This window comes from Hydrogenophaga sp. H7, from assembly GCF_002025745.1.
GTDB classification, from domain to species: domain Bacteria; phylum Pseudomonadota; class Gammaproteobacteria; order Burkholderiales; family Burkholderiaceae_C; genus Hydrogenophaga; species Hydrogenophaga pseudoflava.
On the sequence record NZ_MCIC01000019.1, the window covers coordinates 194,796 to 209,476 of the forward strand.

A 14,681-nucleotide genomic window follows, 5' to 3' on the forward strand; every position below is an offset into this window, starting at 1 on the left:
GCGTGAACATCACCTCCCGAACCGCGCGAGAAGAGCGCCGCTGGGCCACAGGCGCATTCCGATAACTTCAGCCGTGGTTCTTCTACGCCAGGTAGTCTTTTGGTGGGCGTTCGGCTTCGTTGTACTGGAAGGGATCCGGGACCGGTTTGTCCCCGGTAGGCCTTGGCTGTCGCAGGTACTCCCTCCAGTTGGCGCTAGGCACCGAGAGGTCGATGTCTGAGCTGACATTGAGCTGCCGGCATGCATCCATCTCTTGCTCGACTTTGTGCTTGTCGCGGATGAAGGCAGCCAGTTGTTCTTCGTCGATGGAGCCAGCGAGGTACGGGTAGTGAATGAGCAGCTCAGACTTGTCATCGCGACGTAGCTGTGCGTTCACCTTCCCGAACAATCGATCCACACGGCCAATACGCTGCTCGTTGTCGCCCGGCGTCCAAGCGATGCCGTAGTGATGTACTTTTCGGCACTGCAAGTGGAGGTTCACGCCTTCCTGCAGCACCGACGTGGTGGCCAGCACGTTCGGATAGAACGGGCTGTTGAATCCGAGGATCAGTCTTTGACGATCCGTCACAGCGCTACTGGCGTAGAAGGCCGGGCTGGTTAGTCCAGCGAGCATCGACCACCTCATGCCGTCCTTGCCGGAAGAGACGTTCTCGCAGAGCGCATTGAAGGTTTCCAGGGCAGCTCGAAAGTAGGCCAGCGCCATCGACTTCGCCAGGCGCCTTTGAATAAAGGCGAAGAATGCAAGATATCGAGTCTGCGCGTCCCCTTTGACCTTTTGACCAAGAAATTCGATGTACCAGCAGTACAACTCGACAAGAACCGGGCTGGCGAACAGGAAACCTTCTCTGATGTAACTGCCGAAGCTCTCGGCCTTCGCTGGGTTCTCCGCCAGATCTTGAAGACACTTCTGGTCCGCTGGAGCCAGCAGATCGTGCAGCTTTCCCCACAGCGTGGGCATCGGTTTACCAAACTTTCGCTCGACAGCATCACCAGTGGATGGGCGCGTCGCTGACCTGGCCTGTTTTGCGGCAGCAGCATAGGTGTCGCGCCACTTGTTGCCTTGTTGCTCGCGACCGTAGCACTGGTATGGACCGTTGAGATAGTCGCTGGCAGGCTCAAGAAGCAGGTAGAAGATGCTTTCATGTCTGCGTAGCCGCTGGCTGAAATTTGAGCAATGAGTTCGCTGAATTCCTTCGGCCTTGACGACGAACAGAAGGGAAATCTGCGAGAGAACGTGCTCGTCGGCGACTGCGGGGCCATCTGGAGGCGATTCGGACCCTCCGGGCTCGTCGTCATTCGCGGCGTCGACACCGTGGCGATCCGGATCGAGATGGCGCGCAAAGAACTCGCGCGACCAGTCATCTCGCTCCCAGCGCTCCAACACATCCTTCGGATCAGTAGGGTTCAGCGCTCGAACGATCCTCTGCGCCAGCTGCCTGTCGTATGCGGCATTTACTCGTTTGGCGAGCTCGCGAACGGATGGCACGCGGCGGACAAAGATAAGGTGCTTGCGCTCGTGCAGGTCCTGGCTCGAGTCGAAGATGTCTTTGGGAACGCAGAGATCCACGACCTCGTCGTATTTCGGATGAGCAGGCGCACCCCCTAAGGCGGCATGCATCCTCGACAGTTGCTTGAGGATCTCCGTGTCGCCCGCCTCATTGAAGTCGTTTCTTCGGCCGTCGTCATCCTTGGAGGAAGTCTTGCCAGCCGGCTTGACCTCAAAGGACTCGAAGCCTTCGAGGTAGCCGTACATGAATCGTCGCTTCTCCTTTGCCTGCTTCCGAGCCAGCAACTTGTGATAGAGCGCGAAGAAGACCTCGCCCGCTGGATCCCCGCTGAAGTCGACCCTGACTTCGCGTTCGTTCCGATAGCTGTACTTGTCGTGGCTCTTCGTATTCCCTTCCATCCGGCGAAGGCGCCTCAACGCGTACTTCTTCAGCAGGTTCTCTGGTGTATGGCCGGATACCTCCGTGAAATACCCAAGCAGGGCAGGGACGTCTTGCATCGACGAGTGGCACGGCGTCGCGGTCATCAGTAACGCCTTGCCACCTAGCCTGTCGTCAACGCTCCCGAAAAACTTGCGAGCAGCCTTCGCTCTCTGTGACAAACCTTCGCTGTTGCGGAAGTAGTGGGCCTCATCAACGACCACCAGATCGAATCCCTCCCCGTCGAGTGCGCGCTTGATGCGTCGATGAACGCTGGCAGCGACATCCGCGGCCTTGCCAAGCTTGTCTTCCTTCTCGTCGTACTCGCCCCGAACCAATGAGCTCAGCGAGTAGATGGTGGTGATAAAGAGCTTGGCCTCGTTCGTCTTGACGGCCGCGGCGAGTTCTTCGAGGCTCCAGCAGAGCTGGGGTTGATGTGCTGGCTCCTCAGCTTCAGGCCGCCGCACGACGCCATCTGCTTGTCGGTAGTGCTTCTTGGCAAAGATCTCGAACTGCGTTACCCAGTGACGACAGATGTCCCGGTTTGGCGCCATCACCAGTACCTTCGCATCGGGCTTTTGCCGCCAGAGCATCGCCATGACGCTCAGTGCTTGAAGCGTCTTTCCGGTTCCCACTTCATCTGCCAGAAGAGCAACGTCGTACATGGCCAGCTTGTTCCACAGGCCGGCTACGCCTTCAGCCTGCCGCGCCGGCATGGAGTGGTCGCTCTTGCTGTACTGCCAGTTCTTCCTCTCTCGATCGAACGTAACGAGCGTCGACACGATCTCGGGGGTCAGAGCTCCCCATCGCTTGCTAGTCATCGCGGCACAGCTCCTTAAGCTGCTTCATGTAACTTCGATTGCCACTTATGTTGGCAGGAAGGCTCACCGTGATGTTCGATTTCAGGCTGCTCCATTTGCAAGGTCGCGCGCGACGGCGATCCCATCGCTGTTCCGCGATCAAAGACAGACTGCGAAGCTCTTCAAGTAGGAACCATTGGAAGACAGGACTGCTGGACTCCTTCACTTGAGCCTCTACTTTCAGCACTGTTTCCTGAAGACAGCTCGGGTAGACGAACAGGTGCCTCTCAAGGTCCTCCTTGGACGCTTTGACTAGCCGGTCGCGAAGCTTCTGGAACGCTTGAAACATTCGAAAGTACGTCAGAGACGGAGCAACGGCGCCATCTGCTGGAGGGATTTCCTCATCTTCAGCGAGTCCGTCTTTTGTAAAAGCCTCGCGCAGTCGAACCCTGGAGCCCCCCGTCGCGGGAAATCCATCCACAAGGTCATTGAACAGGTCCATCAGCGAGTCGTAGCCTTGCGCACGACGGTTCTCTGTGTGAATTTGCACTATCAATCCTCGGTAAACCGGCTCCCCTTTGTGCCATAGCTCGTAGCTGTGATTCGTCAACAACTGCTCGTCGTCTGTGACGTTGGAAAAAGTCGGCTGTAGCGACCATGCTTGGTTGTTGGGTCGAGGGGACCACAGCAGGTCAACCTGCTCGGCGACGCATGGAAGGCGCAAGCTGTAGCCATCGCCGACGGCTCTGTTGGTCAGCTTCCCTGTGACGCGGTAACGCGAATCCTTCCAGTCGAAGACAACCTGAAGTTCGAAAGGGGGAGGAACGAGCAACTCAGGCTGTTCATCCTCGATCTCCTTGAGCGAGCTGAAGTGGCTCTCGTTGAGAGACAGCTTTTTCCCAACGATCTCTTCCGATTCAGGGTGGATCTGGAAGACCATCCCAGCTTCAACATTTCTCACGTCAAAACTGGCTGTGCCGTGGGTGGTGCAGTTCCACGACCCGATTGCAAGACGCGCATCGTGCTCGCCGCGCGCCAGCCAGATCTTGGCATGGGTCAGCTCAATCTCTTTGGCGCGTACCGATGGCGGGTTGTGAAATGAAAGCACTCCATTGGCCAACAGGTTGCTGAGTTCCTCCGTCCAGATCGTTCGGACGCGCTTGCCGCTCACCCGATCGGGAACCAGAGAGAAGGTCAGAGCTTCGCCATGGCGGGCGCGGATTCTGGTGAGCAAGCCCGCAAGGTCTTTGGCGAAGTAGGGCGACCAAACTGTCAGATCTTCGACGGCCCCTTTAGGCAGCAGGTGGTCGAGAAACGACCTCTCCTCGAAGCTGTGCACGAAAGACCATGTTTTGTCCGTACCATGGAGATTTCGAGGATCGGGCGGAAGCGCATGGTCAGGGCCTGCGGCTGCCGTCAGAGGTCCGAAGAAGCGCTGGATCTGCTGATACTGTTCCCTTGATGCGACGGGGCGAAAAGCAAACGCTTCTTCGTTGCGTGCCCAGCCGTGGACGGTAAGGTTCGCGCTGCCCGTCCCCAGCACCATCCTTCCATCCTGGGCTTCCAAGAGGATGACCTTGGGGTGAAACAGTGATTGCTTCGAGAACGTTGGATTGCCCATCCGCTCAGGCAGAAGTCCGTAGACAGGCACCGCCGTCCGCTTCAACTGATCAGCGTCCATGACCCGGAGATCGCAGAACACGGCCACTTCGATACCTGCCATCTGCAATTGGATGGATTCGAAGTCAAGGCGACTCCCTGGTGTGTCTATGTCCAGCAGCGCTGGCAGGACGTGTGTCTCGAAAAAAGGGATGTTGAGGTTGAACGTCGTGAACCATGCGCGCTTGACGGTTCCGAGGCTCTTCACCTGCTCGCGAAATGTGTCGAGCAACTTCATGCGCTACCTCGTAGCCCGGACAGCAGCTGGCGAAACTGCGGGATGTAGTAGTGATGAACCCAAGCACCAACGGGCCGAGTGTCAGCATCTGTCGCATCGCGCCTGCGGACGTCAACTTTGAGCTTGCCGCCGGCGACCAGGCGCAACCAAGGAGACTGGCCTCGTACACGCATGATCTTGCTGTGATAGTCCAACAGCTTGCGAGCCTGCTCCTTGGTATTAGGTTCATGTGCGATTCGAAGCAGCGTCTGCAGCCGTTCCGCAGGAGTTCCGACGGCTTGCTTCATCAGACCAGGCGTGTCGTCCACGATCGTGGCCCTTTCGTTCAGGGTGCGTTCTGTGCGTCCGAGCGCGGACCATCTCGTGGCCACGTCGTCAAGCGTCTGGGCATTGGCCGACAGCATGAGCTGTAGAAGAAGATCAAGCTCCGCCAGGAAGGGCTCGAGCTTTAGAACGTATCGAAGTTTCGCCTTCTCGTCGTCGGCCAGTGGCTTGCGTTTTATTGCGGCTCTGAATACCTGTTCCGTTTGCAGCAGCACATCCCTCGGGCTGGAAGACTCGTCCTCCAGCACTTGGTACAGCGCACCGCGGCTGCCTTGGTCCAGACCGGTGACAGCGAGCCAAAATTCGCGGGAGTAACCGCCGACCGCCTGCGGCGTTCGGAATGCTGCTACGAAGGCGCTCAGTAGCCTGGGAGGCACCTTATCGAAGGTTCGTGTCGGCTCCGGATCAGCTTCGGATAAGAGAGCCTTCATGTAGGCATGTGCGAGCTTCATCAGCGCCGCAAGCGGCGTTGACGAGAAGAGTTGCTCGTCAGCTCGTTTCCAGACGGGGGTGGAGGCGGGGCGGGAGTAGTCGTAGGCGCTGTTGAAGAACTCCATCTGGACCAGTGGCGTCTTGTAGCGGCCACTGACGCCGAGCGAGGCCTGACGAGATAAAAGATGGGACTTCGCCTGGTGAGAGAAGATCAGCTTGACACTGCGCTTTTGGGCAGCCCACTCGCGGCGAGCGATTCCAATTCCAAGGACTCCGGTGGCCTCAACGGCCTCCCGACCTTCTGCCTCAGCGGCAGCCACGGCAAACGTGAAGAGGTTCTCAAGATGGATGAGGCAAGCCTGTTTGAAGGCCTGTGAGTCCTTCTTGCCGGAGTAGCTCTGTCTGTTGAGGCCACGGCCAAGCACCACCGACTCATCCTCAACCAACGCCTTCGTCAACCGGTGATTGAACAGGTTGAGCGTGTAGTTGCGGACGTCGTTTGAGATGGAACTTATTCGGTTCTGGAAGATGGCCTGTCCGTACGAAGACCAGATGGCCTGCAAGCCAAGCGGATCCAGGTTCAGCTCGCTGCTGATGCGGTCGTCAAACTCTGTCAGGTATTCCCCCAGCAAACCGGGTGTGCCCATGTTTTCTCCTTCACACTGATTTTTGTATTGGAGGCGCAGTGGCCTCAGCTCTCCAACTTCAGATCTTGACCATCGCAGCTGAAATCGGTAGCAGCAGCCACTGCTCGCTGACACTTTTGCCGGAGGCTTCGAGAATCCCTTTGGCATAGGCATCCAGCTGCGGCTTGTACTCAGCTACCACTTCACCCCATTGGTTTTCGGCATGCGGTGACGACTTGTGATCGATCAGCACAAACCCCTGCGCCGTTTCCAGCAACAGATCAATCCGCCCATTGAGCACCTGCCCGTTTGCAAGCTTTGCTTTCACAGGTACCTCGGCCCACGCTGTGCAGCCTGGCCAGCGTTGGCGGATCCAGCTGTGAAACGCCTGGATCTGTTGATGCAGTGCCCTTGCGTCGATGTGCCCACGCACGTGGAAACCCTGAAGCACTCCTTCGACGGCTTCTTCGCTCAGCCATTGGCCTTCGTCGGTGAAGCTGGCGGCCATGCAGGCATGGATGGCGCTGCCCAGAACGCCCCAGTCCACCCCTGGGGCAATGGAAATGCGCTCACCCACCTGAGCGGTTTCCAATATCTGTCCTTCAGACGCCGCAGCACTCGATGGGCTGAAAAACAGTGGCAAGTGCTCTGCAGCAGGCAACGCTGCAGGCCAGAAGAGCTGCTGCGCTTGGGGTGTTGACCCTTCAGGAGCTGCTTCCCCGGACAAGGCCCAGGTGCAGGATGGAATCACCCGACCGGACGGTGTCTTTGTCTCGGTGGGCGTCGCTTCTTCGTCAGTCAGCCAAGGCGCCTCCAGGCAGTCCAGCCAGGCTTGCTGTTTGGCCTTGTCCTTGATCGCGAGGACCAGCATCTCGCGAGGCCGTGTCATGCTGACATAGAGCAGGCGCTGTGCTTCAGCTACCGCTGCTGCCTGAAAGGCCTTCGCCGTTTCCGATGCATCGATGGTGTCCTTGACAGAGATACCGGTCGATTGGTTACCGAACGGCCACGGCCAGTAGCGGATGAAGCGGTCGTTCAAGGGGTTGACCGCATCCACGCCCGAACTGGACACCGTCGTGATACCCCAGAGTCGGTTGCGAACCTCCTTGTCCAGATCGGTCAGGATGACCACTGGCCATTCCAGCCCCTTGGATGCGTGGTGGGTCAGCACCCTCACGGCGTCCACAGCCGGCTCGGCCAGGGCGTCTTGCCCAGCATCTTTCTGCTCTCGCAGCCACAGCAGCAAACCGGAGATGGTGGCGGCTTGCTGAGTTCCTGTGCAGACGTCTTCGTACTGCTCCGCCAGGTTCAGTAGTGCCTGGAGATTGGCCAGGCGCGTGCGAGCCACCGCATCGCTGGGGCGCCACTGCAGAACCGCCTTGGGAACGTCGCACGCAGCGATGACGCGGCGCAAGGCCTCATAGGGCGTGAGCAGGGGCAGTTCCTGTCTCAGGCGAGCGATCTGCGCCAGCACCGGGTGGGCGTCATCGCCGGTCTCGCGCCAGTTGTTCCTGTGACCGTCCTGCTGAATATGGCGCAAGCGGTCGGCCAGCCATTGCTCGGGCTCTTGACCATCGTGCAGCGAGAGGACCTCCGCCGTCGCGACGGTGTCGGACGGGTCGTTGAGGCGTCGCAAGCAGGCCATGGCCAGCGTGGCTTCCGGCGTATTCAGCAGTCCGGGTTGCGCAGTGGCCGCAGCAACGCCAGCCTGCCTGAGCGAAGCAGCGGTGCGGGTCACGGCGTCGTTGGAGCGGCACAGAATGGCGATGTCTCGCGCCTGGATGGCTCGAAGACCTCCATGGCCTTTGTCTGGCACCTGAAAACCACTGTTCAGGAGCTGCTGGACCCCGACCGCCAGGGAGGTCGAGATCTCTCCGACGTTCTTTCCACCCAGCATCCAGCGACACAGGGCAGGGGCTTGAGCCATCTCTTGCCGTTGGGGATCGAGCTGAACCTCATCGGCCGACAGGCTGCTGGCAAACGCCGGTACAAACACCTCGTTGACCAGGTGAACCAGGGGCGGACGCGAGCGCCAGGAATCGCCCAGGATGGACTTGACGCCTTGCATGGCTGGCAGGGCGGCTACCACGCCCTGCATCAGTTCGGTGTCGCTGCCCCGGAAACCGTAGATGGCTTGCTTGATGTCCCCCACCCAGTAGGTGTGCTTGGCCAAGCGGGAGAGCTTGAGAAACAGGGCCAGCTGGATGGGGCTGGTGTCCTGGAACTCGTCGACCATCAGCAGGTCGAGTTCATCGCGCAGCACCTCGGTCACCTCTGGTACATCCAGCAGCTTGAGCAGCAGGTGCTCCTGATCGGTGAAATCCACCACTCCCATCGAGAGCTTGCGCTGGCGGTAGTGAGTCAGTGCTGCGGCGCAGGTGGCGAACATGCGCTCCAGGTAGGTGCGGATGTCTGCATGCAGCTGCGGGTGGGCGTCGCAGGCTCGCGCCAGCAGCTGGATGGGTTCGGCCAGTGGGATCAGGGACTTTTCAGGTGCAGCCTTGGACAGCCCGATCCATTGCGACCAGGTCCAGGTGCCTTGCCGCAGTGCCTGTTCAAATTGTTCGACGGTTTGAAGGTAGCCCTGGGTGTTCTTCTTCCCTGACGCCTGAGCCGCCTGCTGCAGCTGGGGCAGGGTGCGGCGGATTTCGGTGGCCAGATCCTGCGTCAGGCTGGTGCGCAAGGGCTGCGGGAAATGGGACAGGAGATCGTCCGCGTTGGCTTGGGCAAAGCCGGGCAGCTTCTCGGGTGCAATGTCGTTGCCACGGGCCTGAGCCACCAGGCTGGCAATGTCCTGGGTCCAGTCTTCAACGCCCAGGCGGCTGGCAAGGGCCGAGATTTCGCGAACCTCTTCGCCAGTCACGGCCGCCTCGATGGCTTCGCGGATCAGTTGGGCGGTCTGCGCCTCGTCCAGCACCTGCTGGCGGGTGGACAGGCCCGCCTCGAACGCGAAGCGCTCGAGCAGGCCGCCGCACACACTGTTGACGGTACCGATCCTGGCCTGGCCCATGGCGTTGGCCAGATCGTTGCGCCCGGCGCCCAGCAGGTGCTGGCGCACACGCTCGCGCAACTCGGTGGCGGCCTTCTTGGTGAAGGTGGTGGCGATCACTCCCGAGGGGCGCACCTGTGCGGATGCCAGCAGATCACCCAGGGTGTGCATCAGGGTGTGGGTCTTGCCGCTGCCCGCGCCGGCGCTGATGAAGGTCAGGCTCATTGGTCGTCCTCCCAGCCGGCCAGGGTCAGGTAGTCGTTGTAGGAGAGGTTGAGCACCTCGCGCGCCAGTCCATCCTCGGGTGGCGCCTCAACGGATGAGGTGTCTTCTTCCTCCCTGAGCACCACCTCGATCAGCCCTTTGTCGAGCTGCTGGCGGCGCCACTGCCAGCTGACCAGAAAGCGTTGCCACAGATGGGGTGGGCCCTCATCGCCAACCTCTTTCTTCTGGCGCACCACCCGCGCTTGCGGGAAAAACGACTGGTTGATGGACAGCAGCTGGCCTTGGCTGAGCGAGAAGTACGCCAGGTGGGGCCATCGGCCGGTGCGCTGACGGACGATCTCGCCATAGAGCACCAACTGCAGGTGGCGGTTGCTCGCGAGCTTGTCGGCGTACGTGGTACTGCCCCATTTCATGTCGATGATCGCTTGCTGACCATCCTCGCGCGTGACCAGCAGGTCGCTCGATCCCCCGATGGCCCCGCCGGTGAAGTGACCTTCGAGCTTTTCCTCGGAGGTGATGGACACGACCTTGGCTGCGCGCCATTGTTGGCGCAACTGCTGCAAGGCAACCTTGAGCCTGCGCCTGAATGAGGCCAGCTCCTCCTGGCGCCCGGGCATCAGCAGCACCGCACCTTCCTGAGCGACGAGGGCGTCGAACGCGGGGTCAAACCACTGCCCGAAATCTGGATCGGAGAGTGTGAGCGCATCCGATCGCTGCACATAGCGCTCCACCAGGTGGTGGGACAGGTTGCCGTACAGCAGCACACCGTCGCTGACATCCAGGATGCTGCTGGGGCTGAGCTTGGCCGGGTACTTCAGCACCCAGAGGAAAGGGTTGAACAAGAAGGACTCGAGGCTGGAGAACGACTCTTTTTCGCGCCTGGGAACAGAGACCTCGGCCGGCAAGGTCCACCAACGCCGCCGGCCAGGCAAAGGCTGGTGAGCCACCGGCTGCAGCGTGTGGTCTGTCAGCGCCGCTTCCATCGACTGGATGCTCGGCCCGTGCCCCTTCTCGAACAGGGATTCGAGCCGCAGCCAGACCGGGTGGACTTCCTCGCCCTGCGGCGGAAGGACCAGCACAAGGCGCTGGCGGGCCGCCAGGATGGGGCTCAACCAGTGCCGCGCTTCACGCGCCAGCAGATCGCTCGTCTCGGGCAGATGCACCCCGGCCTGGCGCAAGTCGCCCTGCTCGGTTCGAGACCAGGGATGGGCGCGGACCAGGCTGGGGGCCTTCATCTGCCACCACAGCACCTGATCGACCGCCTCGGTGGCCGCCCCTGGGTGGGTGACGGTGCGGCACGAGCCGACCTGGGCAACCAGCAGCGGGTTGGTGCCGCCTTGCGCCGTGGCCTGGGACAGCAGCGTTTGCAGCGACTGGGCACCGATGTGAGTCTCGCCTTGCAACGCCAGCGCCTGCAGGGCACGCTGCAGGGTGAGTGCCTGGGACAGCCCGCTGTTGAATGCCATCTGGCGGGCGGGGTCTGGGTCCTTCAGCCGGCCCTGCAGATACTGCGAGAGGGCATGCAGCCGGTCTGTCAGCAACCGAAGGGGGGCTCCCTGCACCGGGTCGTGGCGCTCATGTTCCACCCAGATGCGGATGCGCTCCCGCACATTGGCCCAGTCAAGCCCGTCCTTCTCGCAGTCGGCTTCGATCTGCTTCATTGTCCTGTCCCATGCCGGCCCCTGGCCGATGCCAGGGGACTGCGCCAGCATCTCCGAGAGCCGGATGCGAGCCACCCGGGGCACCGGGCAGATGGGATGGGTGAGGAATTGCAGCAAGCCGTAGAGGTCCAGTGGTGCCCACATCTGGCCAAGCACCAGCGGCAGCACTTGCAGCGCCGGACGCAAGGCACTGGGCTCCTTGAAGCCCTGACGAGGCAGGTGGGCTGCCACAAGCATCTCGTCCAGCACCCCCACGTCCGTGGTGCACAGCAGGGTCTCTTGAGGATCAAGGGTCAAGGCGGCGGCAAGGCTTTGCGCAGCCAGCCATCCGGTCTCCGCCTGAAGCACCTGTACCGTTCCGTCGTCGCGCCATCGCAGCGGTGATGCCGATCCGTTGGCCGCATTCGTGGCTGTGTCTTCGCGCAGCAAGGCTCGTTGCAGTTCACCCAGCAAGGTGTCTGATGCTGCGGCACCGGTTGCTTTGGGAGGCTCAATCGGTGACAGGTGGCGGAGAACCCTTTGCCAGGCAAGCGGCCACCACGACAGCGGTTCGTGCAGGCTCAGGCGCGTGACGCGGGCCGGCAGCCGGGTGAGGGCGGCTTCCACCAGGGCCAGCCGCTCGCCAATGCCGGGTGCCAGCTTGCCGCAGGTCTGCGCCTCCACATCGGCCATATCGCGCAGGCGCCGGGAGGCTGAGCGAGCCAGCCCTGCAACGTCGTTGGGCATCCAGCCATGCAGATGCCATTGGTCACGCCAATCCAGCAAGGTGGAGGTCGTCCCCAGCTCGTCGACGGCAAAGCTCTGGTGGTAGAAGCGCTCGGGGTGATCAAGCTTCTTGAGCAGCTCTCGATACTGCAGGACCCGGTCCGCGCCGCTGGGTTCCTGGCGCAACAAACCCAGCTGCGTCTCCAGGACGTTCAGCAGGCCCAGCGGGCCGGTGGTAAGTGCGTCGAGTTCGTTGACGTGGGCATGGCCCCGCTGGCCATCCAGAAGCAATCCGACCTGAAGATGCATGTCCCTGCCTGTGAAGTCTGTTCTTGTGACTGTTCTTGTTCCTTGGTGCACACGGCCCCACGGCCTTGTTTTTCACCCTACCGTGCAAGCGTTGGTGACAACAGTATCAATCTGAATCGGACCACTGGCACTCTACCTCGTGTGGGATCGTCTCGCTGTCGTATGAAATACGCACGCTGCGGCCAAAAACCGGAGCGAAAGAGAAGTGAACATTCAGCGTGGGACACAAGATGCGGTCTCCCGACTGGGCCAAGGCCTGCGCCTTGGCCTCGAAATAGCGGTTGATCGCTGCAAGCAGCTCGGCGCTGAGCTGGAAGTCTTGGTGGGTGAGGGGCATGGTGGCTGAGGAGGGCGGTCGGGCCATCCCGTTAGGTTCTTGCGGTTGTCAGGTCGCAGGACAAGGGCAGCACAGGGAGGCCTGCGGTGTGCGCAGTTCCTGAAGTCCGCAGTGCGAGGCAGAGTGATGCGGGATCGGTGCACTCATAGGCGCTGGCGATGCATGCGAACGGAATGCATAGGCCGTGTCAGGCATCCTTTTCCTGGACGACGGCGTTCAGCGATGTGAGAAGGGCCGCCAGGCTGGATTGGCGTTGCTCCTCCAGCAGACATCCTTCCCAGAACCAGTGGTCAAAGGTCCTCATGAGCGCATCGTGAAGCGGCACCCCTTCAGACAAGTGATGCGCGATGTCTTGCGCTTGGCTCAGGTATTCGTCCTCCATGCCCTCGTTGACGTTGCAGCTGGTGTTCATGGGGTCGTATTGGTAGAGCTGCTGTGAGATGCGATGAATCAACTTTTGGTCGGCAGACGAGGGCATGGCGTTTTTCCGTGGCGAGGTGATGGATGGCCATCCTTTTTGGCGTGTAGTCCCTGGATTCAACGCGGTGTGACAGCACCCAAGAAGGAAGTGTGAGTATTGCTGCGACGAAATGTGTCGCGGTCAAATCCTATACTGCGGCAGACAGATCGTTGAACACATGCCTGCCCAGACCACCCGCCGAACCCTTTCCCGCCAGTGGGAGTTGTTGAAGCTGTTGCCTTCCCGCGGTGTGGGCAAGACGGCTGCCGAGCTCACACAGGCGCTCAACGCACAGGGTTTCCCGGTGAGCAAGCGGCAGATCGAGCGTGACCTGTGGGACCTGTACGAGGTCTTCCATCTGGAATGCAATGGCGCCAGTGCACCGTATGGATGGAAGTGGCCGCGAGGCGCCAGCGTGGACCTGCCGACCATGGGAGTGGCTGAGGCCTTGTCGTTGTGTCTGATGCAGGACGCCATCAGCCCCATGGTGCCGGCAGCGATGCTGGAGGTTCTGCAACCCAGGTTCTCACTGGCCCGGCAGAAGATGACAGCGCTGGCGGCTGACCAGCATGTGGCCAGCTGGCTGCAAAAGGTCCGTAATGTGTTGCCCACGCAGCCCATGCTGCCAGCCACCATACAGGGCGAGGTCCAGGAGGCCGTTCACGAGGCGCTGCTGATGGACCGGCAGGTCAGGGTCAGCTACCTCTCCATAGAGGGAAGAGAGTCTATGGACATGCGCTTGCACCCTCTGGGCTTGGTCAACCGGGGCCACGTGTCCTACCTGATTGCCACGGCCTGGGACTATGAAGATGTCCGTCTCTATGCCCTGCATCGAATAGCACAGGCTGAAGCCATGGACGAGCCAGTTCACCGGCCGGAGGGCTTTGACATTGATGCGTTCATCTCGCGCGGCGCGCTGCACTTCGGGGGAGAGCAGACGATCGATCTTCGCCTTCACATCAACGACTACCTGGTTCGGGTGCTCTCAGAGACGCCCCTGGCACCGCATCAGCACATCGATGGCCATGTGCTGACCGCCACGGTGCAGGACACCTGGCAGCTGCGGTGGTGGATCCTCAGTCAGGGCGACGGTGTGGAAGTGCTGGAGCCGCAAGAGCTGCGACTGGAAGTGGCTCAAATACTGCGGCGGGCAAGCGCCAGATATGACGCTCAGTCAAATACAGGAGAGAACGGAGCTCACCATGTCCAACCACCTTCAAAGTGACGATGCATCTAGCGATGGCGTCAAACCTTCAGTGTCAATCAGTGCTGAGTTTTCGAGTGATGTCATCGAGCGCGCCGACGAGTTGCTCGCTTTTGATGAGGCCTACCCGATCTCGTTGCTTCAAAGAAAGCTGCGAATTGGCTACAACGCCGCGCAGCGCCTACTGGATCTGATCAAGAAAAGGAGATCTCTCATGTCTCATGACCTTCAAGGGGTGCTCAACAAGGCATGGCGCCACGCCATGGACATCTACGTGGCAGGCAAGGTCAACTCGGAGAGAACCTTGCACGCGATCTTGTATTCGCAGCTGGTCGCTGCGTTGCCGGACTGCACCGTGTTGTGCGAGCCCCAGTTGCCCATCGCTCAACACGGGGTGTTTGTTCCCGATGTGGTGGTCATCAACGACCAGAACCAGATCGTGGTGGTCCTTGAAATCAAGTTCGTGCCGCACGCGTATCCAGTGTTCGAGGCCGACATCGCCAAACTTCGTGCCATAGCCCTTGATGGTGAAAGATCTTCCTTCGATTTGTTGCTGCAGCCTAAGACAGGGAAGTTCATGGACGTGAAGACAACGATCAGTCCTGAATGTCTGTTTGTCTTTGCGGTGGTGGGGCGCTGGGATGCGAAGGCCGTGGACGTCGAAATAGTGACTAAAGCCTTCTACGGTGGCGATCAGGATGCCCTGGTCGGGAGGTTCCTTGGGCTTGCGCGTACGACAGGATCAACTGCCTGAGGTTGGGGCCAGATATTTGGGTTTTGAGGAGCG

General features: G+C 60.5%; 9 protein-coding genes. 2 read left to right on the plus strand and 7 right to left on the minus strand.

What is annotated here, in order from left to right:
* Positions 1–82: 82 nt before the first annotated feature.
* The 7 genes from BC358_RS20545 to BC358_RS20575 all read right to left on the minus strand — a co-directional run bounded on the left by BC358_RS20545 (position 83) and on the right by BC358_RS20575 (position 12,708).
* Positions 83–2,746 (minus strand): DEAD/DEAH box helicase family protein, encoded by a 2,664-nt coding sequence (locus BC358_RS20545; RefSeq protein ID WP_079367253.1) that lies wholly within the window; start codon positions 2,744–2,746, stop codon positions 83–85.
* Positions 2,739–4,622 carry a hypothetical protein gene (locus tag BC358_RS20550; RefSeq protein WP_079367254.1) on the minus strand — a complete coding sequence of 628 codons (1,884 nt, stop codon included), beginning with the start codon at positions 4,620–4,622 and terminating at the stop codon, positions 2,739–2,741. Before BC358_RS20550 ends, BC358_RS20545 begins: the two co-directional genes overlap by 8 nt.
* Positions 4,619–6,025, minus strand: a complete 1,407-nt coding sequence (locus BC358_RS20555) for a hypothetical protein (RefSeq protein WP_079367255.1) — start codon at positions 6,023–6,025, stop codon at positions 4,619–4,621. The genes BC358_RS20550 and BC358_RS20555 overlap by 4 nt, the downstream gene beginning before the upstream one ends.
* A 58-nt stretch (positions 6,026–6,083) precedes the next feature.
* Positions 6,084–9,218, minus strand: a complete 3,135-nt coding sequence (locus tag BC358_RS20560) for an exodeoxyribonuclease V subunit beta (protein WP_079367256.1) — start codon at positions 9,216–9,218, stop codon at positions 6,084–6,086.
* On the minus strand, positions 9,215–11,893 hold the full coding sequence (locus BC358_RS20565) for a PD-(D/E)XK nuclease family protein (protein WP_143434387.1): 2,679 nt from the start codon (positions 11,891–11,893) through the stop codon (positions 9,215–9,217). Before BC358_RS20565 ends, BC358_RS20560 begins: the two co-directional genes overlap by 4 nt.
* 106 nt (positions 11,894–11,999) lie before the next feature.
* On the minus strand, positions 12,000–12,230 hold the full coding sequence (locus BC358_RS20570) for a hypothetical protein (protein ID WP_143434388.1): 231 nt from the start codon (positions 12,228–12,230) through the stop codon (positions 12,000–12,002).
* Positions 12,231–12,417: 187 nt separating this feature from the next.
* Entirely contained in the window at positions 12,418–12,708 is a 291-nt protein-coding gene (locus BC358_RS20575; RefSeq protein ID WP_079367259.1) for a hypothetical protein, read from the minus strand.
* A gap of 160 nt (positions 12,709–12,868) precedes the next feature.
* On the opposite strand from BC358_RS20575, the gene BC358_RS20580 reads away from it, so the two are divergent.
* Together BC358_RS20580 and BC358_RS20585 are read left to right on the plus strand one after the other, a co-directional pair.
* Positions 12,869–13,915 carry a YafY family protein gene (locus BC358_RS20580; protein ID WP_179130110.1) on the plus strand — a complete coding sequence of 349 codons (1,047 nt, stop codon included), beginning with the start codon at positions 12,869–12,871 and terminating at the stop codon, positions 13,913–13,915.
* Positions 13,893–14,648 (plus strand): DNA translocase FtsK, encoded by a 756-nt coding sequence (locus BC358_RS20585; RefSeq protein WP_179130111.1) that lies wholly within the window; start codon positions 13,893–13,895, stop codon positions 14,646–14,648. Before BC358_RS20580 ends, BC358_RS20585 begins: the two co-directional genes overlap by 23 nt.
* Positions 14,649–14,681 lie beyond the last annotated feature (33 nt).

Coding starts and splice junctions, on each gene's coding strand:
- BC358_RS20545 (WP_079367253.1), bottom strand. CDS start 2,746: ATGACTAGCAAGCGATGGGGAGCTCTGACCCCCGAGATCGTGTCGACG.
- BC358_RS20550 (WP_079367254.1), bottom strand. CDS start 4,622: ATGAAGTTGCTCGACACATTTCGCGAGCAGGTGAAGAGCCTCGGAACC.
- BC358_RS20555 (WP_079367255.1), bottom strand. CDS start 6,025: ATGGGCACACCCGGTTTGCTGGGGGAATACCTGACAGAGTTTGACGAC.
- BC358_RS20560 (WP_079367256.1), bottom strand. CDS start 9,218: ATGAGCCTGACCTTCATCAGCGCCGGCGCGGGCAGCGGCAAGACCCAC.
- BC358_RS20565 (WP_143434387.1), bottom strand. CDS start 11,893: ATGCATCTTCAGGTCGGATTGCTTCTGGATGGCCAGCGGGGCCATGCC.
- BC358_RS20570 (WP_143434388.1), bottom strand. CDS start 12,230: ATGCCCCTCACCCACCAAGACTTCCAGCTCAGCGCCGAGCTGCTTGCA.
- BC358_RS20575 (WP_079367259.1), bottom strand. CDS start 12,708: ATGCCCTCGTCTGCCGACCAAAAGTTGATTCATCGCATCTCACAGCAG.
- BC358_RS20580 (WP_179130110.1), top strand. CDS start 12,869: ATGCCTGCCCAGACCACCCGCCGAACCCTTTCCCGCCAGTGGGAGTTG.
- BC358_RS20585 (WP_179130111.1), top strand. CDS start 13,893: ATGTCCAACCACCTTCAAAGTGACGATGCATCTAGCGATGGCGTCAAA.